General features: G+C 64.5%; 17 protein-coding genes. 4 read left to right on the top strand and 13 right to left on the bottom strand.

What is annotated here, in order from left to right; translation table 11 throughout:
- Window positions 1-1,527 carry an NADH-quinone oxidoreductase subunit M gene (gene nuoM, locus FM069_RS00200; protein ID WP_143486112.1) on the top strand — a complete coding sequence of 509 codons (1,527 nt, stop codon included), beginning with the start codon at window positions 1-3 and terminating at the stop codon, window positions 1,525-1,527.
- A gap of 8 nt (window positions 1,528-1,535) precedes the next feature.
- Window positions 1,536-3,032 carry an NADH-quinone oxidoreductase subunit NuoN gene (gene nuoN / locus FM069_RS00195; RefSeq protein WP_143486111.1) on the top strand — a complete coding sequence of 499 codons (1,497 nt, stop codon included), beginning with the start codon at window positions 1,536-1,538 and terminating at the stop codon, window positions 3,030-3,032.
- Between the two features lie 61 nt (window positions 3,033-3,093).
- Here nuoN and FM069_RS00190 read toward each other — a convergent pair whose 3' ends face one another.
- The 10 genes from FM069_RS00190 to ppsA all read right to left on the bottom strand — a co-directional run bounded on the left by FM069_RS00190 (window position 3,094) and on the right by ppsA (window position 12,565).
- Complete coding sequence (locus FM069_RS00190) at window positions 3,094-4,158, bottom strand: AI-2E family transporter (RefSeq protein WP_143486110.1); 1,065 nt, start codon at window positions 4,156-4,158, stop codon at window positions 3,094-3,096.
- 196 nt (window positions 4,159-4,354) lie between these two features.
- Window positions 4,355-5,407: an OmpA family protein gene (locus FM069_RS00185; protein WP_143486109.1), complete on the bottom strand. Its 1,053-nt coding sequence runs from the start codon at window positions 5,405-5,407 to the stop codon at window positions 4,355-4,357.
- 107 nt (window positions 5,408-5,514) lie between these two features.
- On the bottom strand, window positions 5,515-6,102 hold the full coding sequence (sigX, locus tag FM069_RS00180; protein WP_143486636.1) for an RNA polymerase sigma factor SigX: 588 nt from the start codon (window positions 6,100-6,102) through the stop codon (window positions 5,515-5,517).
- 89 nt (window positions 6,103-6,191) lie between these two features.
- Window positions 6,192-7,016: a mechanosensitive ion channel family protein gene (locus FM069_RS00175; RefSeq protein WP_143486108.1), complete on the bottom strand. Its 825-nt coding sequence runs from the start codon at window positions 7,014-7,016 to the stop codon at window positions 6,192-6,194.
- A gap of 3 nt (window positions 7,017-7,019) precedes the next feature.
- Entirely contained in the window at window positions 7,020-7,271 is a 252-nt protein-coding gene (locus FM069_RS00170) for a CrfX protein (RefSeq protein ID WP_178106618.1), read from the bottom strand.
- 49 nt (window positions 7,272-7,320) lie between these two features.
- Window positions 7,321-8,322, bottom strand: a complete 1,002-nt coding sequence (locus FM069_RS00165) for a zinc transporter ZntB (protein WP_233281946.1) — start codon at window positions 8,320-8,322, stop codon at window positions 7,321-7,323.
- 3 nt (window positions 8,323-8,325) lie between these two features.
- A complete protein-coding gene (rraA, locus tag FM069_RS00160) occupies window positions 8,326-8,814 on the bottom strand; it encodes a ribonuclease E activity regulator RraA (protein ID WP_143486106.1) in 489 nt (162 codons plus the stop codon).
- A gap of 18 nt (window positions 8,815-8,832) precedes the next feature.
- The gene (locus FM069_RS00155; protein WP_143486105.1) at window positions 8,833-9,132 is read right to left on the bottom strand and encodes a Rieske (2Fe-2S) protein; all 300 of its coding nucleotides are present in this window, start codon (window positions 9,130-9,132) and stop codon (window positions 8,833-8,835) included.
- A 31-nt stretch (window positions 9,133-9,163) separates the two neighbouring features.
- Window positions 9,164-10,132, bottom strand: a complete 969-nt coding sequence (locus tag FM069_RS00150; protein WP_143486104.1) for an alpha/beta fold hydrolase — start codon at window positions 10,130-10,132, stop codon at window positions 9,164-9,166.
- Between the two features lie 60 nt (window positions 10,133-10,192).
- Window positions 10,193-12,565 (bottom strand): phosphoenolpyruvate synthase, encoded by a 2,373-nt coding sequence (gene ppsA / locus FM069_RS00145; protein WP_143486103.1) that lies wholly within the window; start codon window positions 12,563-12,565, stop codon window positions 10,193-10,195.
- Window positions 12,566-12,737: 172 nt separating this feature from the next.
- Here ppsA and ppsR point away from each other — a divergent pair, with 172 nt between their 5' ends.
- Together ppsR and FM069_RS00135 are read left to right on the top strand one after the other, a co-directional pair.
- Window positions 12,738-13,556 (top strand): posphoenolpyruvate synthetase regulatory kinase/phosphorylase PpsR, encoded by an 819-nt coding sequence (gene ppsR, locus FM069_RS00140; protein ID WP_143486102.1) that lies wholly within the window; start codon window positions 12,738-12,740, stop codon window positions 13,554-13,556.
- A gap of 25 nt (window positions 13,557-13,581) precedes the next feature.
- Entirely contained in the window at window positions 13,582-14,232 is a 651-nt protein-coding gene (locus FM069_RS00135; protein WP_233281945.1) for a LysE family translocator, read from the top strand.
- 9 nt (window positions 14,233-14,241) lie between these two features.
- Here the strand turns inward: FM069_RS00135 and prpD are convergent, their stop codons facing one another.
- The 3 genes from prpD to acnD all read right to left on the bottom strand — a co-directional run bounded on the left by prpD (window position 14,242) and on the right by acnD (window position 19,747).
- Window positions 14,242-15,726, bottom strand: coding sequence for a 2-methylcitrate dehydratase (gene prpD / locus FM069_RS00130; RefSeq protein ID WP_143486101.1), 1,485 nt, complete (start codon window positions 15,724-15,726; stop codon window positions 14,242-14,244).
- 95 nt (window positions 15,727-15,821) lie between these two features.
- Window positions 15,822-17,024: a 2-methylaconitate cis-trans isomerase PrpF gene (prpF, locus tag FM069_RS00125; protein ID WP_143486100.1), complete on the bottom strand. Its 1,203-nt coding sequence runs from the start codon at window positions 17,022-17,024 to the stop codon at window positions 15,822-15,824.
- Between the two features lie 101 nt (window positions 17,025-17,125).
- The gene (gene acnD / locus FM069_RS00120) at window positions 17,126-19,747 is read right to left on the bottom strand and encodes a Fe/S-dependent 2-methylisocitrate dehydratase AcnD (RefSeq protein ID WP_143486099.1); all 2,622 of its coding nucleotides are present in this window, start codon (window positions 19,745-19,747) and stop codon (window positions 17,126-17,128) included.
- Between the last annotated feature and the right edge of the window lie 51 nt (window positions 19,748-19,798).

The following is a 19,798-nucleotide window of genomic DNA, read 5'->3' as shown; positions in this document are numbered from 1 at the left end:
ATGATTCTGCCCTGGCTGATCCTGATCCCCTTCATCGGCGGCCTCCTGTGCTGGCTGGCGGAGCGCTTCGGCTCCACCCTGCCGCGCTGGATCGCGCTGCTCTCCATGGTCCTGTTGCTGGGCCTCGGCCTCTGGCTGTGGGGCACCGGCGATTTCGCCCGGGCCCCGGCGCCCGGCGCCGAACAGGCCTGGGCGTTCGAGTTCAAGGTGCGCTGGATCGAGCGCTTCGGCATCAACGTACACCTGGCCCTGGACGGCCTGTCGGTGCTGATGATCACCCTCACCGGCCTGCTCGGCGTGTTGTCAGTGCTGTGCTCGTGGAATGAGATCCAGAAGCACGTCGGCTTCTTCCACCTCAACCTGATGTGGATTCTCGGCGGTGTGGTCGGCGTGTTCCTGGCCCTGGACCTGTTCCTGTTCTTCTTCTTCTGGGAAATGATGCTGGTGCCGATGTACTTCCTCATCGCGCTCTGGGGTCATAGCGGAAGCGAGGGCAAGACCCGTATCACCGCCGCCACCAAGTTCTTCATCTACACCCAGGCCAGCGGCCTGGTGATGCTGGCGGCGATCGTCGGCCTGGTGTTGGTGAACTACAACGCGACCGGCGTGCTGACCTTCAATTACGCCGACCTGCTGAAGACCCCGCTGTCCCATACCACCGAATACGTGCTGATGCTGGGCTTCTTCATCGCCTTCGCGGTCAAGTTCCCGGTGGTCCCGCTGCACTCCTGGTTGCCTGACGCACACGCCCAGGCACCGACTGCCGGTTCCGTGGACTTGGCCGGCATCCTGCTGAAGACCGCGGCCTACGGCCTGCTGCGCTTCGCCCTGCCGCTGTTCCCCAATGCGTCGGCGGAGTTCGCCCCCATTGCCATGTGGCTGGGCGTGTTCGCCATTCTCTACGGCGCACTGCTGTCCTTTGCCCAGACCGACATCAAGCGCTTGGTGGCCTACTCCAGCGTTTCCCACATGGGCTTCGTGCTGATCGCCATCTACTCTGGCAGCCAGCTGGCCATGCAGGGCGCGGTGGTACAGATGGTGGCCCACGGCCTGTCCGCCGCCGCGCTGTTCATTCTCTGCGGCCAACTCTACGAGCGCCTGCACACCCGGGATATGCGCCAGATGGGTGGCATTTGGGCCCGCCTGCCCTACCTCCCGGCCATCAGTTTGTTCTTTGCCGCGGCGGCCCTGGGCCTGCCGGGCACGGGCAACTTCGTCGGTGAGTTCCTGATTCTCACTGGCTCCTTCCAGGGCTTCCCCTGGGTCGCCTCCATCGCCGCCAGCGGTCTGGTGTTCGGCTCGGTGTACTCCCTGATCATGATCCACCGCGCCTACTTCGGGCCGGTCAAGGACGACCATCCGCTAATGGCGATGAAGTCCCGTGAACTGGTCATGGTGCTGGGCCTCGCGGTCCTGCTGATCCTCCTCGGGGTCTACCCGCAGCCTGTGCTGGATACCTCCGCGGCGAGCATGCATGGCGTGCAGCAGTGGATGAGCGCGGCTTTCTCCCACGTATCGGCCCGGTAAGTAGCGTCATGGAATTCACTTCGCAACATGTCATCGCCCTGCTGCCGCTGCTGGTCACCTGCGCCACGATCGTCGTGGTGATGCTGGCCATCGCCTGGAAGCGGCACCACACCTGGACCTTCACGCTGTCGGTGGTAGGCCTCAACCTGGCCTTGCTGTCGATCCTGCCGGTACTCGGGACCACTCCGCAGGCGGTCACGCCCCTGCTGGCAGTCGACCGCTTCGCCTGCTACTACATGGCGATCATCCTGATCGCCACCCTGGCGTGCGTCACACTGACCCACGCCTACCTCGGCGAAGCCACCGTAGGCACCGGTAGCGAGTCGGTCCGCGGATACCCCGGCAATAAGGAAGAGCTGTACCTGCTGATCCTGCTTTCCGCCGCGGGCGGGTTGGTCCTGGTCTGCGCCCAGCACCTGGCCGGCCTGTTCATCGGCCTAGAACTGCTGTCCGTACCCACCTACGGCATGATCGCCTACGCCTTCTTCAACAAGCGTTCCCTGGAAGCCGGCATCAAGTACATGGTGCTGTCGGCCGCCGGTTCGGCGTTCCTGCTGTTCGGCATGGCGTTGCTGTATGCAGAGTCCGGCAGCCTGAGCTTCGCCGGTATCGGTGCATCGCTGGCGGCTGGAGCGGGGCAAACGCTGCTGGTACAGATCGGCATGGGCCTGATGCTGGTGGGCCTGGCGTTCAAGCTGTCTCTGGTTCCCTTCCACCTGTGGACCCCGGATGTCTACGAGGGCGCGCCGGCACCGGTATCGGCATTCCTTGCCACCGCCAGCAAGGTCGCGGTATTTGCCGTCCTGCTGCGGTTGTACCAGCTGTCCCCGGCCACAGCGGGTGGCTGGCTGAACGACATGCTGAGCGTGATCGCCATCGCCTCGATCCTGTTCGGCAACCTGCTGGCCCTAACCCAGAACAACCTCAAGCGCCTGCTGGGCTATTCCTCCATCGCTCACTTCGGCTACCTGCTGGTGGCGCTCATCGCCAGCAAGGGCATGGCGGTGGAAGCCATCGGCGTGTACCTGGCCACCTACGTCCTGACCAGCCTGGGTGCGTTCGGCGTCATCACCCTGATGTCCACGCCCTACAACGGTCGCGATGCCGACGCCCTCTACGAGTACCGTGGCCTGTTCTGGCGCCGCCCGTACCTCACTGCCGTGCTCACGGTGATGATGCTGTCCCTGGCGGGTATTCCGCTGACGGCGGGCTTCATCGGCAAGTTCTACGTGATCGCCGTAGGGGTCGAATCGGGGCTATGGGTCCTGATCGGTGCGCTCATCGTCGGCAGCGCCATCGGCGTCTACTACTACCTGCGGGTCATGGTCACGCTGTTCATGATCGAGCCGACCCTGCGCCGCCACGATGCGCCTTTCAACTGGGGCCAGCGCGCCGGCGGGATCATGCTGGTACTGGTCGCCCTCCTCGCCTTCTTCCTAGGGGTCTACCCACAGCCCCTGCTGGACCTGGCACAACAGGCGACCCTGGTGGCCCTGCAGCCCTGAAGACGGCAGCAATAAAAAAACCCGGCTCAGGCCGGGTTTTTTTATTGGGTGATGGTCAGGCTCAGCGCGGCAGCTGGATGACCTGCTTGTTCTCGGTAAAGAGACCCCAGGTGGACATGAACAAGGCCGCCACCAAGGGACCTACCACGAACCCGTTCAGGCCGAAGATCGCCATGCCACCCAGGGTAGAGATCAACACGAGGTAATCCGGCATCTTGGTGTCCTTGCCCACAAGGATCGGGCGCAGCACGTTATCCACCAGGCCGATGACGAAGATGCCGTAAAGCCCCAGCACGATCCCCTGCCAGATGGCGCCGGTGGCCAGGAAATACACAGCGACCGGTGCCCAGACCAAGCCCGAGCCTACCGCGGGCAATAGCGACAGAAACGCCATCAATACACCCCATAGCAGTGAACTGGGGATATCCAGCACCCAGAAGATGAAACCACCCAAGGCGCCTTGGGTGATGGCCACGACCAGGTTGCCCTTGACCGTGGCGCGCACCACCCGGGTGAACTTCAGCTGCAGGCGACGCTTGTGCTGGTCCGCCAGAGGGACGGCCATGCGAATCTTACGGACCAGTTCGGGCCCGTCGCGCAGGAAGAAGAACAGTAGGTACAGCATGATGAAGAAGCTGACGATGAAATCGAAGGTATTCTGGCCAAAGGTCATCGCCTGCTTGGCGAGTACCTGCCCACCCTGCATCGCCCCGCTGACGGCCTTGTCCCGCAGACCGGTGAAGTTGCTCATCCCCAGCCGATCCATCTGGTACTGGAAGTAGGAAGGCAGCATGCCCCTGAACTTGCTCAGGTAGTAGCTGAGGTTGATGTCACCCGTTTCGAAGCGTTGGTAGAGGTCGGTGGCCTGCTGGACCATCACGATGGCGACGAAGATCATCGGCAGGATGGCCACCACCAGGCAAATGCTCAAGGTGATCAACGAACTCGCGTTTCGCTCGGTCCGGAATCGTCGAGCGATCCTGCGCTGCAGCGGTGTGAACAGCACCGCCAAGATGACTGCCCAGAAGACGGCGCCATAGAACGGCAGGAGTATCCAGCCAAAGGCGAGGGATACCGCGATCAGCAGTATCAGGAATGTTTTGTTTTCAAGGTTAGAATTGATCACCGCGTTATCCTCGACGGGCAGGCCAAGGATTAGTCAGACGGTAGAAAGCAAAGTGCCAACTTTATGATTTACATGGACAGAACCCAGAAGTAAGGCTCGGCATGTATATGTATCAAGCTCGGTACTGTTTGATACAAAGCTTGTTTTATAGGCGAAAAAAAGCCCGGCCTAAGCCGGGCTTTTCTACCTAGGCCAATTACTTGGCTTGGGCTTCTACTTCAGCTTCTACGCGACGGTTCACAGCGCGGCCAGCGTCGGTAGCGTTGTCAGCGACCGGACGGGACTCACCGTAGCCGACGGACTGAACGCGGTTACGCTCGACACCATACTGGTTGACCAGCACGTCACGAACAGCGTTGGCACGACGCTCGGACAGTTTCTGGTTGTAGGCGTCGGTACCGACGGAGTCAGTGTGACCTTCGACGGTGGTGGAGGTTTGCGGGTATTGCTTCATGAAGTCAGCCAGGTTCTTGATGTCGCCATAGCTTTCTTCTTTGACTTTGGACTTGTCGAAGTCGAATTTCACGTCCAGTTCGACGCGAACGACTTCAGCTACGGCCGGGCAACCATCGGCGTCGACGGTCACGTTGGCCGGGGTGCCCGGGCACTTGTCGACGTTGTCGCAAACGCCGTCGTTATCGCTGTCGGAGCAGACGTCAGCAACCGGCTCCGGAGCAGCTTCAACAGCGGTTTTCTTGTTGGTCGAACCACCGAAGTTCAGACCAACACCGACAGCAGCGGCCCACTCGCCTTCGTTGGCATCGATGTTGTACATGCCATCGAGGCCGGCGCGAGCGTAGAAGTTCTCGGTGAAATAGTACTTAACACCGGTGCCGATGTTGGCGAAGGTGCTGTGGTCACGACCAGTGCGCGGCGGAACGTTGCTGATGCTCTGATGGGCGAAACCGGCAGAAACGTACGGACGCAGGCCCGGGCCAGGCTGACCGAAATGATAGATGGCATCGAGGCCAGTCTGGCTGCCCTTGATGTTTTTGTTGCCAGTATCATTTTCCGAACGGATATCGTGGAACTCGCCGTAGGACAAGGCCAGTTCGACATCGTCGGTCAGGTAGTAGCCAACGGAGCCGCCGAGGAGATTGCCGTTGCTCAGGTCACGAGAGCTGTCGGTGAAATAGCGCTTACCGAAAGCTTCCACCTCGACTGCGCCTTGGCCTTGGGCCAGCGCGCCGAGCGAAGTTGCGGCAACCAGAGAGCCAATGACAACGCCTAAGGTGTTCTTCAGTTTCATCCGTAAATCCCCATCATGGTGGTGAGTAAGTTGCCGGACAAGCCTTGGACAACTTGATCAGCGAGTTTACCAGAACCCGCCCGTGGATAAGAGGCAAATTTGCCCGACTAAGTTTCGATCATACCTGAAAATTTTTCACGGAGCCGATCCAGAGCCCGCTTGTAACGCATCTTCGTCGCGCTCAGGCCCATATGCATGATGTCAGCAATTTCCTGAAACTCCAGCTCCGCGACAAAGCGTAGCACCAAAATCTCCCGATCGATCGGATTCACATGGACCAGCCAGCGGTCCAGTCCGCCACGTTCTTCGGGTTTGGGCGACTTCTCCTCCGATGCCTCTTCCAAGGGATCGAGACTTAATGCATCCAGCAAGCGGCGTTTACGTCGCTCCTTGCGGTACTGGGTGATGCATTCATTGTAAGTGATGCTGTAGAGCCACGTCTTGAACTTTGATTTTCCCTCGAAGTTCTTCAACCCGTAGAGCACCTTCAACATCACCTCTTGGCAGACATCGTCCGCGTCGCGCTCGTTCCCTAAATATCTTGCACATACGTTGAAGAGAGTGCGTTGGTAACGCCGCATCAGCTCCTCGTAGGCCCGCGTCACGTGAAACAACTCGCCATGGGCGCGTTGCACCAGCTCCTCATCCGTAAGCTCGCGTGGGTCGTAGCGCTGGGAAAGCGATTGCTTGTTCAAACGAATCGGGCCGGCAGTCAGGTCAAGGCCGACGCACAGGCTGAGCCCGGCGTCGGCAAACGGCATACATTACCAGAACGGACGGGCCGTCAGCGGCTACTAACCCGTTGAGCGAGCAACAGACGATTGGAAACGGAGACCAGTTCTCCCGTCTCGGTCAGCAAGACGGTCTTGACCGTGCCGATCTCCTCGATATGACCTTCGAGATCGCCCACCTTTATCCATTGACCGACTGCGAACAGCTCACGCACGTAGATGCCGGAAAGAATCTGCCCGGCGATCTCGCGACTTCCCAGCCCCAGTGCTAGAGCGGCCGCCAGACCGATGGAGATCAGCACGATGGCGATGATGTAGTTCAGCAGCTCGGTCTTGACTTCCAGCTGGCCGATGGCGACCGACAGGCTGACGATCACCACCATGACCTGGGCGATTCGCCCCAGGCCACTTGCATACTCCAACCCCACCCCTTCGGCGGCGCCACGCACCAGGCTGTTGGCCAGCTGGGCCAAGAGCACCCCGGCCAGCATGATCAGGGCAGCCCCGAATACCTTGGGCAGGTACAGCGCGAACACATCGAGGGTGGCGGATACGCGTTCCAGGCCCAAGGATTCCGCCGCCGAAACCAGGAAGATCAGCAGCACGAACCAATAGACGATCTTGCCGATCAACGTCGAGACCGGGACCTGGATGCCGACGCGCGCCAGCATCTTGGTGAGTCCGGTGCCCGCCATCAGCCGGTCCAGACCCAGCTTGGCCAGCAGCTTGGAGAGCAGGGTGTCGAGCAGCTTGGCCACGACGAAGCCCAGCAGGACCACCACCAGCGCGCCGAACAGCCGCGGTATGAAGGCCGCCACCGAGCCCCACATGGTGGTCATGGCATTTACCAGGCTCTGGGTCCAGGGATCGAATTCCATATATCAGTCAGCCTTGTCAGCGGAGCGGGAAGCGGGGGTGCGGCGGGAAACGGGCGCCAGATGGGCCGAGCCGTTGTTCAGCGCGATCATCAGGGCGGAGAACCAGTGGCCCATGAGGCTGAACAGATCGCCGGCGCCGACCTGGCGATTGGCGGTCTTGAGCACCCGACCCAGAGTGGCGTCGTCGTCATGGACGCTGGAAGAGGTCTTCAGCAGGTCACGCAGTGATTCTTCGAACGGATCGCGCATGTCCACCTCGCGTTGAATATGTCGGCTAGACGCAACCACCGGTGCCGGGGTCACATCAGAGCCAGCGCAAGCGCCGGAACAGCCACCACTGGAACAACGCCACCAGCAGGATCAGAGCGCAGGCATAGGCGAAGCCGTGGGGCGCCTCTGCACCCGGCATGCCGCCGACGTTGATGCCCAGCAGGCCGGTGATGAAGCTGAGGGGCAGGAAGAAACCAGTGACGATCCCCAGCAAGTACATGGTGCGGTTGGTCCGCTCGCCCATTCGCCGGTGCTCTGACTCCAGCACCAGCCCCACCCGCTCGCGGATCAGCTCCAGCTCTTCCAGGTAGCGGGTGAGCCGGTTGCTCAACTCATTCCAGTAGCGGATGTCATCCTCGTCGAACCAGGGCTGGGGATGACGCACCAGGTGCGTGTGGATGTCCCGCTGGGGTGCCAGGAAACGGCGCAGCCCGGCGGCCCGCCGACGCACCTGCAGCATCAGGCCGTGATCCGGCGTGTAGCGCTCATCGTTGTCGATGCCCTCCTCTTCGGCATCGATCTGCTCGGAGAGCTCCACCACCAGGCCGTCCACCTTGTCAGTGAGGTAGTGGGCGAGGTACAGGACCAACTCCGAGGCATTCTTCGGCCCGCTACCTTTCGCCCATTCGTCGACGAGCGCGTCGGTGGCGCGCAACGGCCGCAGCCGCAGCGAGATGACCCGGCTCGCATCGGCGAAGATGCGCACGGCGACCATGTCCTCGGGCTCGGCACCGGGGTTCAGGTTGACGCCTCGCAGGAACAGCAGCAGCTCATCCCCAGGCAACGGCACCACCCGGGGACGGGTGCCTTCCTCCAGCAGCAGATTGCAGGCGAACTCGCTCAGGCCGCTGTCGGAGCGCAGCCAATGCTGGGCCCGCGGGTGACTACGATCCCAATGCAGCCAGAGGGACTCCCCTGGCTGCAACTGCACGTTCATGGCCTCGTCAGCCTTGAGCGCGCGGGCGCCACCTCGGCCGTCCAGCACGTATCCGTGTACCAGCCCCCACAGGGCGTACTGCTGCTCCTGTGCGTCCACGGGTCATTCCGGCATTTGCAGCGGCTTGGGAGATTGAATGATGCCGTTATTGTCGGCGTAGACGTACTCGCCCGGGCGGAAGGTGACCCCGCCAAAGGTGACCGGCACGTTGAGGTCGCCGATCCCCCGCTTGTCGGTCTTCAGCGGATGGCTGGCCAGGGCCTGGACCCCGAGCTCGGTCTGGGCGATCACGTCCACGTCGCGGATGCAGCCATAGACGATGATGCCTTCCCAGCCATTCTTCGCCGCCTTCTCCGCGAGCATGTCGCCCAGCAGGGCACGCCGTAGCGAACCGCCGCCATCCACCACCAGCACCTTGCCCTTGCCGGGCTGATCCACCTGGTCCTTGACCACCGAGTTGTCCTCGAAGCACTTCACGGTCACGATCTCGCCCCCGAAGGAATCGCGCCCCCCGAAGTTGCTGAACATGGGTTCGACGACCTGGATCAGTTCCGGGTAGGCATCGCACAAGTCGGGCGTGATGTATTGCATGGGATTCTCCTGAGAAGGCTAGAGGTCGAGACCGATACGGTCGCCGTCATAGGCCGGGGCCAGCAATCGCAAAGGGGCGCATGGCGCATCAAGCGCCGCCCCGCTGCCCAGGTCGAAGGCGAACCCATGGCGGGGACAGCGCAGCACCCTACCGTCGAGGGTACCGTTGTGCAAGGGAGCGCCCTGGTGGGGGCAGCGGTTCTCCAGCAGGATGGGCTGGTTATCCACGACGATCAGCAGAATCTGTCGGCCCTGGACCTGGAAGACCTGTCGGTACCCTTCTTCCAGGCGGATCAGGCGCTCGAGTGCCAGGAACATGCCTCTCTCCTTCTGGCCGCGGCTTCCTCTTTTAGCCCGTGGGCGACTCCGCCGGCAAGTCGCCGTGGTGAAGCCAGTTCACCAGCAAGGGCCAGACTTCCCGTTCCGCGGGCTTGCTGACCACCATGTCCACATGGCCATAGTCCGTTTCGAAGCCCTGGGAGCGACCGAGGGAAAGGAAGCGAACGGCCCCGCCGAACCGTTCCGCCAGCGCACGACAGGCATCGGGCGGGTCCTGTCGATCCCCTTCGCCAGCCAGGGCCAGCACCGGCGAAAACACCTGGGCGAGTCCGGCGGTCCAGTCCGTTCGCCCCTCGCCGAAGCGGCCGAACAGCCCATGCCAGCGCAGGCTTTCCAGCACCACGCCGGCGGGTTCGTGTTCCGGCCCTCGCCGCCAGCGCGGACCGGACACTTCGCCGGAGCGGCGCAGGACCAGGCGGGCCAGTCCCTCCACCGGCGGGCACTTCAGCAGCCAGTGGCCACGGCTCACCTGGCTCCCCAGCATCGCCAGGGACGCCACATGCTCTGTCTGCAGATGGCCACCGCCCAGGGCAGCGGCCAGGGTGATGCCGCCCAGGGAATGACCGATCCAGTGGGGGGCCTGGCCACTCTGCTCGGCCACGAAGGCGCCGAGGGCCGGCAGGTCGTAGCGGGCGTAGTCGGCGACCCGGTTGCGGGTGTAGGCCTGGTTGCGCGGAGACAGCCCGTGCCCGCGCATTTCCGCAATCCACACGTCGAAACCGGCCCGTACCAGATAGGGACCGAGCCCGATGCCCTTGGGCGAATACCAGAACCGCCGGTTGGAAAAGCTGCCATGGACCAGGATCACCGGCACGCCTCGCCGGGATTCGCGGCCCAGCAACCCCAGCCGGGTAACGGCCAGCTCCACGGTCAGGTCGGGGCTGTTGTTGGGTTTGAGTAAATAGACGTCTTCGGTGAGGTCTCGGCGCAGTTCGGCGCTCACCAGCGCCACGGGGAATAGCTCGCTGCTGCTTTGCATGAATCTCGTGCACAAAAAAGGGCGGGGTCGAAGCCCCGCCCTGTCGCTAAGGTTGAACGGTCAGGCCTGCGGGTTTTCCGCCAGGAAGAACCAGGTGTCCAGCACCGAGTCGGGGTTCAGCGAGACGCTGGCGATGCCCTGCTCCATCAGCCACTTGGCCAGGTCCGGATGGTCCGAGGGGCCTTGCCCGCAGATGCCGATGTACTTGCCGGTGTCGTTGCAGGCGCGGATGGCGTTCGCCAGGAGCTTCTTGACCGCCGGGTTACGCTCGTCGAACAGGTGGGCGATGATGCCCGAATCGCGGTCCAGGCCGAGGGTGAGCTGGGTCATGTCATTGGAGCCGATGGAGAAGCCGTCGAAGAACTCGAGGAACTCCTCCGCCAGCAGGGCGTTGGACGGCAGCTCGCACATCATGATGACCTTGAGGCCGTTCTCGCCGCGCTTGAGGCCGTAGTGGGCCAGCAGGTCGACCACCTGGCTCGCTTCGCCCAGGGTCCGCACGAACGGCACCATCAGCTCGACGTTGGTCAGGCCCATGACGTCGCGCACCTTGCGCATGGCCCGGCATTCCAGTTCGAAGCAGTCGCGGAACGATTCGCTGATGTAGCGGGAGGCGCCACGGAAGCCGAGCATCGGGTTCTCTTCTTCCGGCTCGTAGAGGCTGCCGCCGATCAGGTTGGCGTATTCGTTGGACTTGAAGTCCGACAGGCGCACGATGACCTTCTTCGGCCAGAATGCGGCGGCCAGGGTGCTGACGCCCTCCACCAGCTTCTCGACGTAGAAGTCCACCGGGTCGCCGTAGCCGGCGATGCGCTTCTCGACGCTTTCCTTCACATCGGCCGGCAGGCCGGCGAAGTTCAGCAGCGCCTTGGGGTGCACGCCGATCATGCGGTTGATGATGAACTCCAGGCGAGCCAGGCCGACGCCTTCGTTGGGCAACTGGGCGAAGTCGAAGGCCCGGTCGGGGTTGCCCACGTTCATCATGATCTTGAACGGCAGGTCGGGCATGGCATCCACGGAGTTCTTCCGCACATCGAAGCCCAGCTGGCCTTCGTAGATCAGACCGGTATCGCCCTCGGCGCAGGAAACGGTCACTTCCTGGCCGTCCTGCAGAATCGAGGTGGCGTTGCCGCAGCCCACGACCGCCGGGATGCCCAGTTCGCGGGCGATGATCGCCGCGTGGCAGGTCCGGCCGCCGCGGTTGGTGACGATGGCGCTGGCGCGCTTCATCACCGGTTCCCAGTCCGGGTCGGTCATGTCGGAGACCAGCACATCGCCGGGCTGGACCTTGTCCATCTCCGCCACACTGTGGATCACCTTCACCGGGCCGGCGCCAATGCGTTGGCCGATGGCGCGGCCTTCCACCAATACTTTGCCTTTTTCCTTGAGCAGGTAGCGCTCCATCACGGTGGCGCTGGCTCGGCTCTTCACGGTCTCGGGGCGCGCCTGGACGATGTAGAGCTGGCCATCGTCGCCATCCTTCGCCCACTCGATGTCCATGGGACGGCCGTAGTGCTTCTCGATGATCAGGGCCTGGCGGGCCAGGTTGGTGACTTCCTCGTCGCTGAGGGCGAAGCGGGCGCGGTCGGCGCGATCCACCTCGACGGTCTTCACCGACTTGCCGGCCTTGGCCTCTTCGCCGTAGATCATCTTGATGGCCTTGCTGCCCAGGTTGCGACGCAGGATGGCCGGGCGGCCGGCTTCCAGGGTCGGCTTGTGCACGTAGAACTCGTCCGGGTTGACGGCGCCCTGCACCACGGTCTCGCCCAGGCCGTAGGCGCCGGTGATGAACACCACGTCGCGGAAGCCGGACTCGGTGTCGAGGGTGAACATCACGCCGGCGGTGCCGGTTTCCGAACGCACCATGCGCTGCACACCCGCGGACAGGGCCACCAGCTTGTGGTCGAAGCCCTGGTGCACGCGGTAGGCGATGGCGCGGTCGTTGAAGAGGGAGGCGAAGACTTCCTTGGCCGCGCGGATCACGTTGTCCACGCCGCGGATGTTCAGGAAGGTCTCCTGCTGGCCGGCGAAGGACGCGTCCGGCAGGTCTTCCGCGGTGGCCGAGGAGCGCACCGCGACCGCCATGTTGGCGTTGTCGCCGGCCATCTCGGTGAAAGCGGTGCGAATGTCGGCGTCCAGTTGGGCGGGGAACTCGGCGTCCATGATCCACTGGCGGATCTGCGCGCCGGCCTTGGCCAGGGCATTGACGTCGTCGACGTCGAGAGCGTCGAGCACGGCATGGATGCGGTCGTTGAGGCCGCTCTGCTCGAGGAAGTCGCGATACGCCTGCGCGGTGGTGGCGAAACCACCGGGTACGGAAACACCGGCACCGGCGAGGTTGCTGATCATCTCGCCCAGCGAGGCGTTCTTGCCCCCTACCCGCTCAACATCGTGGACGCCGAGCTTATCGAGGGAAACTACGTACTCTACCAAGGTGATCTCTCCACTTAATATGGGAAACGCTCGCAACTGCACGGGTGGAGCGGCTCCGCTGGATTCTGGCGTTAGCCCCAAAAAATAAGTCACAATGCCGCGCTGCAATGGCCCCAGACGAAGCGGGCCTATCATAGCCAAGAATCGTTCCTACCTTAAGGCTTTGGCGTTTATGAAACGAACCGCTTTCTTCATTTCCGACGGCACCGGCATCACCGCCGAAACCCTCGGCCAAAGTCTCCTGGCGCAGTTCGAAACCATCACGTTCACCAAACTTACCCGGCCGTATATCGATACGGTGGACAAAGCGCGCGCCATGGTACAGCAAATCAATACCGCCGCAGAGGCGGACGGCGCGCGGCCGATCATCTTCGACACCATCGTGAACCAGGAAATTCGCGACATCATGGCGACTTCCAACGGGTTCATGATCGATATCTTTTCGACCTTTCTCTCACCATTGGAACAGGAACTCACGTCGCACTCGTCCTACTCCGTCGGCAAGTCCCATTCCATCGGGCACAACTCCAATTACATGGAGCGCATCGAGGCGGTGAATTTCGCCTTGGACAACGATGACGGGGCCAGAACTCACTACTACGACAAGGCGGACCTGATCCTGGTCGGTGTGTCCCGCTGCGGCAAGACACCCACCTGCCTATATATGGCGATGCAATATGGCATTCGTGCGGCGAACTACCCGCTCACCGAAGACGACATGGAGCGCCTGATGCTGCCGGCGTCCCTCAAGCCGTACCGGGACAAGTTGTTCGGCCTGACCATCGACCCGGACCGCCTGACCGCCATTCGCCACGAGCGCAAGCCCAACAGCCGCTATGCCAGCTACGCCCAGTGCGAGTTCGAAGTGCGCGAGGTGGAAGGCCTGTTCCGTCGCGAGAACATCGCGTACATCAACTCCACGCATTTCTCGGTGGAAGAGATTTCCGCGAAGATCCTCGTGGAAAAAGGCGTCGAACGCCGCCTGAAGTAACCCCCTCCCCTTCGATCGGCGGGCAATGACCATGACCCTGATGGACGCAGTACTGTTCTTTCCGGTAGCCCTGCTGATCGCCCTGACACCGGGGCCGAACAACTTCTGTGCGCTGAACCACGGCATTCGTCACGGGGTCGCCAGCGCGGTGCTGGCCACCACCGGCCGCGCCGTGGCCTATGCGATTTTCCTCTTCGTTTCCGCCGTGGGCCTGGGGGCGATGCTGCTGGCCTCGGAGACCGCGTTCACGGTGATCAAGTGGGTGGGCGCGGCCTACCTGCTCTACCTGGGCATCCGCACCTGGCGCAGCCGCGCGTTCAGCGGCCTCGACCTGGCTCAGGACGTATCCGGCGGCGCGCCCACGGTGGCCCCGAGCCTGTGGCGGCTGTCGCTGCAGGAATTCCTCGTGGGCATCAGCAACCCCAAGGCGATCCTGCTGTTCGCGGCGATCTTCCCGCAGTTCATCAAGCCGGAGCTGCCGGCAGCCGAGCAGTTCGTCTACCTCGGCGGGACCTACCTGGTCACCGAGTTCTGCGCCTCGCTGGTGTACGGCCTGTTCGGCCGGCAGATCCGCCGGCTGATCCGCACGCCCCGCGGGGTGACCCGGCTCAACCGGGCCACCGGTGCGTTCTTCGTCGGCGCCGGCGGGCTGCTGCTCAGCGCCGGCCACCGCTGAGTAGCGGCTTCAAATCACCAGCCGGTCCATGAACCGGTGGACCGGCGTGGCCTCCAGCCTCGCCTGGTCGGTGCACAGGGCGAAGAGCTCGGCGCAGCGCTGGGCCGGGAAGCGGGTCGCCAGGTTCGCCTTGAACTTCTCCTCCAGCAGCGGGATGCCGTCGGTGCGGCGCCGGCGATGGCCGATGGGATACTCCACTGCCACCTTGTCGGTGCAAGTGCCGTCATTGAAGAAGACCTGCACGGCGTTGGCGATGGAGCGCTTGTCCGGCTCCAGGTATTCGCGGCTGTAGCGCGGGTCCTCGACGATCTCCATTTTCTCCCGCAGCCGGTCTATCAACGGATGGCTGGCATGGAAATCGTCTTCGTAGTGCTCCGCCACCAGGTCCCCGTAGAGCAGCGGTACCGCCACCATGTACTGGATGCAGTGGTCGCGGTCGGCGGCGTTGGTCAGGGGGCCCACCTTGGAGATGATGCGGATCGCCGACTCCTGGGTGGTGATGACGATCCGCTCGATCAGTGCCAGCTTGTCCCGCACCAGCGGATGCAGGATCACCGCTGCCTCGCAGGCGGTCTGGGCGTGGAACTCCGCCGGGAAGCGGATCTTGAACAGCACGTGCTCCATCACGTAGGTGCCATAGCCCTGGGGAAAACCGAACCGGCGGCGCTCCGCCGGCTTGGAGGCCAGGTCCTGGTTGGTATGGCTGAACAGCACGTCGTAGAAGCCCCACTGGGGCGCGGTGAGGACGCCCGGAATGCCCATCTCGCCACGCAGGGCGATGTCCGCCAGGCGCACGCCGCGGCTGGAGGCGTCACCCGCCGCCCAGGATTTGCGCGAGCCGGCGTTGGGCGCATGGCGGTAGGTCCGCAGCGCCTGGCCGTCGACGAACGCCTGGGACAGCGCCGCGAGCAGTTGCCCGCGATCCGCCCCCATGAGCCGGGCGCACACCGCGGTGGAGGCCACCTTCACCAGTAGCACGTGGTCGAGGCCGACCCGGTTGAAGGCGTTCTCCAGGGCCATCACCCCCTGGATCTCGTGGGCCTTGATCATCGCTTCCAGCACCGTCCGCATGGTGAGGGGCGCCTCGCCGGCGGCCACGCGTTTCTGGGAAAGGTGATCGGCCACGGCCAGAATCCCGCCGAGATTGTCGGAGGGGTGTCCCCATTCCGCCGCCAGCCAGGTGTCGTTGTAGTCCAGCCAGCGCACCATCGCACCGATGTCCCAGGCCGCCTTCACCGGATCGAGGCGGAACGACGTACCCGGCACCCGCGACCCGTGGGGCACCTGCGTACCTTCCACGAGCGGCCCGAGGTGCTTGGTGCACTCCGGGAAGCGCAGCGCCAGCAGGCCGCAGCCCAGGGTGTCCATCAGGCAATTGCGGGCGGTGTCCAGGGCCTCGGCGGACGCGATGGGGAACTCCAGCACATAGTCGGCGATGTCCTGCAGGACCTGGTCGTAGTTGGGACGATGGTTGAGATCGACGTTGGCGCTCATGGCTCACTCCTGGAATGAAGGTCGGTGGGGGTCCTCGTGATCAGGCGGGTCGAATCGTTGTTGTAGGCGAGGCGCTGTCGGGCAGCGCCTTCAGTTCAGGTGGTGGGCAGAGTGTCGCCGGGCACGCGCACCCAGCCTTCCATCAGCACCCGGGCGCTGCGGCTCATGATCGCCTTGGTCACTGTCCACTGGCCGCCGGCCTGTCGCGCCTCGGCGCCGACCCGCAGGGTGCCGGAGGGGTGGCCGAAACGCACCGCGCTGCGCTCGCCGCCCCCAGCGGCCAGGTTCACCAGGGTGCCGGGGATGGCCGCGGCGGTGCCGATGGCCACGGCCGCGGTGCCCATCATGGCGTGGTGCAGCTTGCCCATGGACAGGGCGCGCACCCGCAGATCGATGTCACCCGCGGCGACGGCCTTGCCGCTGGAGGCGAGGTAGTCCGTGGGCGGGGCGACGAAGGCGACCTTCGGCGTGTGCTGGCGCCGAGCGGCCTCTTCCGGGGAGGCGACCAGGCCCATGCGCACGGCGCCGTGGGCGCGGATCGTCTCGAAGCGCCGCAGGGCCTCAGCATCGCCGTTGAGGGCGTCCTGCAGCTCGCTGCCGGTGTAGCCGATGTCCGCCGCGTTGACGAAGATCGTGGGGATGCCCGCGTTGATCAGGGTGGCCTTGAAGGTGCCGACGCCCGGCACCTCCAGGTCATCCACCAGGTTGCCGGTGGGGAACATGGCGCCGCCGCCCTCGCCTTCGCCCTCGTCCGCCGGGTCAAGGAACTCCAGTTGCACCTCGGCCGCCGGGAAGGTGACGCCGTCCAGCTCGAAGTCGCCGGTTTCCTGCACCTCGCCGCCGGCCATGGGCACATGGGCGACGATGGTCTTGCCGATGTTGGCTTGCCAGATGCGCACGGTGCAGGTGCCGTCCCGGGGGACCCGGGCGGCATCCACCAGCCCGCTGGCGATGGCGAAGGCGCCCACCGCCGCCGACAGGTTGCCGCAGTTGCCGCTCCAGTCGACGAAGGCGGTGTCGATGGAGACCTGGCCGAACAGGTAATCCACGTCGTGGCCGGGGCGTTCGCTGCGGGACAGGATCACCGTCTTGCTGGTGCTGGAAGTGGCCCCGCCCATGCCGTCGATCTGCTTGCCGTAGGGGTCGGGGCTGCCGATCACCCGCAGCAGCAGCGCGTCGCGGGCCGGCCCGGGCTGGCGCGCCGCGGGCGGCAAGTCCTGCAGGCGGAAGAACACGCCCTTGCTGGTGCCGCCGCGCATGTAGGTGGCGGGAATGCGGATCTGGGGAGGGAACGCCATACTCAGGCTCCTGAAAACGCCCCGCGCGGACCGCGCGCAGGGCCGGTTGAGTTCAGATCGCTGTCCGCCTGGCGTCGCGCCAGGCGGACAGCGATCATGTCTTACACCGTGGCCGACATGGCCGCGGCGGTCGCCGCCACCGCAGACTCCAGGAAGTCCTGGGCAAACCGCTGCAGTACGCCACCGGCCTCGTAGATCGAGACTTCCTCGGCGGTGTCCAGCCGGCAGGTGACCGGCACCTCCAGGCGTTCGCCGTCCTTGCGCTGGATCACCAGAGTCAGGTCGGCCCGGGGCGTGCGCTCGCCCACCACGTCGTAGGTCTCGCTGCCGTCGATGCCCAGGGTCTTGCGGTCGGTGCCCGGCTTGAACTCCAGGGGCAGGACGCCCATGCCGATCAGGTTGGTGCGGTGGATGCGCTCGAAGCCCTCGGCGACGATGGCCTCGACCCCCGCCAGGCGCACGCCCTTGGCCGCCCAGTCACGGGACGAGCCCTGGCCGTAGTCGGCACCGGCGATGATGATCAGCGGCTGCTTGCGCGCCATATAGGTCTCGATGGCCTCCCACATGCGCATGACCGTGCCGTCCGGCTCGACCCGGGCCAAGGAGCCCTTCTTCACCTGGCCATCCACCACCGCCATCTCGTTGACCAGCTGCGGGTTGGCGAAGGTGGCGCGCTGGGCGGTCAGGTGGTCGCCGCGGTGGGTGGCGTAGGAGTTGAAGTCCTCCTCTGGCAGGCCCATTTTCGCCAGGTATTCGCCCGCGGCGCTGTTCGCCAGGATGGCGTTGGACGGCGACAGGTGGTCGGTGGTGATGTTGTCCGGCAGCACCGCCAGCGGGCGCATGCCCTTGAGGCTGCGCTCGCCCGCCAGGGCGCCTTCCCAATAGGGCGGGCGCCGGATGTAGGTGCTCATGGCGCGCCACGGGTACAGCGGGCTGACGTCCTCGGCGCTGCCTTCCTGGACGGCGAACATGGGGATGTACACCTTGCGGAACTGCTCCGGCTTCACCGAGGCCTCCACCACCGCGTCGATCTCCGCGTCGCTCGGCCAGATGTCCTTCAGGCGGATTTCCTTGCCGCTGGCGTCATGGCCGAGCACGTCCTTCTCGATGTCGAAGCGGATGGTGCCAGCGATGGCGTAGGCCACCACCAGGGGCGGCGAGGCGAGGAAGGCCTGCTTGGCGTAGGGGTGGATACGCCCGTCGAAGTTGCGGTTGCCGGACAGCACGGCGGTGGCATACAGGTCGCGGTCGATGATTTCCTGCTGGATCGCCGGGTCCAGCGCGCCGGACATGCCGTTGCAGGTGGTGCAGGCAAAGGCCACCACGCCGAAGCCCAGGGCCTCCAGCTCGGGCAGCAGGCCACCCTCCTCCAGGTACAGCGCCACGGCCTTGGAGCCGGGCGCCAGGGAACTCTTCACCCACGGCTTGCGGGTCAGCCCGGCGCGATTGGCGTTACGCGCCAGCAGGCCGGCGGCCACCATGTTGCGCGGGTTGTTGGTGTTGGTGCAGCTGGTGATGGCGGCGATGATCACCGCGCCATCGGGCATCTGCCCCGGCACCTCCTCCCACTGGCCGGCGATCCCCCGCTCGGCCAGGGCCGACACCGGCAGCCGGCGATGCGGGTTGGACGGGCCGGCCAGGGTTCGCACCACGCTGGACAGGTCGAAGTGCAGCACCCGCTCGTACACCGCACCGGCCAGGGTCTCGCCCCACAGGCCGGTCTGCCGCGCGTAGGTTTCCACCAGCGCCACCTGCTCGTCCTCGCGCCCGGTGAGTTTGAGGTAGTCGATGGTCTGCTGGTCGATGTAGAACATCGCCGCGGTGGCGCCGAACTCTGGAGCCATGTTGGCGATGGTGGCGCGGTCGCCCAGGGTCAGGTTGGCGGTGCCCTCCCCGTAGAACTCCAGGTAGGCGCCGACCACCCGGGACTGGCGCAGGAATTCGGTGAGGGTGAGGACGATGTCGGTGGCGGTGATGCCCGGCGCCGGCTTGCCGGTCAGCTCGACGCCGATGATGTCCGGCAGGCGCATCCAGGAGGCCCGGCCGAGCATCACGCTTTCCGCCTCCAGGCCGCCGACACCGACGGCGATCACACCCAGCGCGTCAACCATGGGGGTGTGGGAATCCGTACCCACCAGGGTGTCCGGGAAGGCCACGCCCTCGCGGGCCTGGATCACCGGGCTCATCCGCTCCAGGTTGATCTGGTGGAGGATGCCGTTGCCCGGGGGAATCACGTCGACGTTCTGGAACGCTTTCTTGGTCCAGTTGATGAAGTGGAAGCGGTCCTCGTTGCGGCGATCCTCGATGGCGCGGTTCTTGGCGAAGGCGTCCGGGTCGAAGCCGCCGCATTCCACCGCCAGGGAGTGGTCGACGATCAGTTGCGTCGGCACCACCGGGTTGATCATGGCGGGGTCGCCACCCTGCTCGGCGATGGCATCGCGAAGGCCGGCCAGGTCCACCAGGGCCGTCTGGCCAAGGATGTCATGGCACACCACCCGGGCCGGGAACCAGGGGAAGTCCAGGTCGCGGCGGCGCTCGATGAGCTGCTTGAGCGATTCCACCAGGGTCTGCGGATCGCAGCGGCGGACCAGGTTCTCGGCCAGCACCCGCGAGGTGTAGGGCAATGTGTCGTAGGCCCCGGGCTGGATCGCGTCGACCACGGCGCGGGTGTCGAAGTAATCCAGCGAGGTGCCCGGCAAAGGCTTGCGGTTTGCGGTGTTCATGGCACAGGACTCAATCACGGAATCGTTCTAATGGGCTCGAGCGACGGGGCC

Origin of the sequence: Pseudomonas mangiferae (assembly GCF_007109405.1) — a bacterium.
GTDB lineage: Bacteria > Pseudomonadota > Gammaproteobacteria > Pseudomonadales > Pseudomonadaceae > Pseudomonas_T > Pseudomonas_T mangiferae.
This window is presented reverse-complemented; position numbering and strand designations above follow the sequence as displayed.

Bases quoted from the DNA above. Each gene is read 5' to 3' on its own strand.
- nuoN (WP_143486111.1), top strand. From the start codon at position 1,536: ATGGAATTCACTTCGCAACATGTCATCGCCCTGCTGCCGCTGCTGGTC.
- ppsR (WP_143486102.1), top strand. From the start codon at position 12,738: ATGAAACGAACCGCTTTCTTCATTTCCGACGGCACCGGCATCACCGCC.
- FM069_RS00155 (WP_143486105.1), bottom strand. From the start codon at position 9,132: ATGTTCCTGGCACTCGAGCGCCTGATCCGCCTGGAAGAAGGGTACCGA.
- FM069_RS00175 (WP_143486108.1), bottom strand. From the start codon at position 7,016: ATGGAATTCGATCCCTGGACCCAGAGCCTGGTAAATGCCATGACCACC.
- prpF (WP_143486100.1), bottom strand. From the start codon at position 17,024: ATGGCGTTCCCTCCCCAGATCCGCATTCCCGCCACCTACATGCGCGGC.
- prpD (WP_143486101.1), bottom strand. From the start codon at position 15,726: ATGAGCGCCAACGTCGATCTCAACCATCGTCCCAACTACGACCAGGTC.
- rraA (WP_143486106.1), bottom strand. From the start codon at position 8,814: ATGCAATACATCACGCCCGACTTGTGCGATGCCTACCCGGAACTGATC.
- acnD (WP_143486099.1), bottom strand. From the start codon at position 19,747: ATGAACACCGCAAACCGCAAGCCTTTGCCGGGCACCTCGCTGGATTAC.
- FM069_RS00135 (WP_233281945.1), top strand. From the start codon at position 13,582: ATGACCATGACCCTGATGGACGCAGTACTGTTCTTTCCGGTAGCCCTG.
- FM069_RS00150 (WP_143486104.1), bottom strand. From the start codon at position 10,132: ATGCAAAGCAGCAGCGAGCTATTCCCCGTGGCGCTGGTGAGCGCCGAA.
- FM069_RS00185 (WP_143486109.1), bottom strand. From the start codon at position 5,407: ATGAAACTGAAGAACACCTTAGGCGTTGTCATTGGCTCTCTGGTTGCC.
- nuoM (WP_143486112.1), top strand. From the start codon at position 1: ATGATTCTGCCCTGGCTGATCCTGATCCCCTTCATCGGCGGCCTCCTG.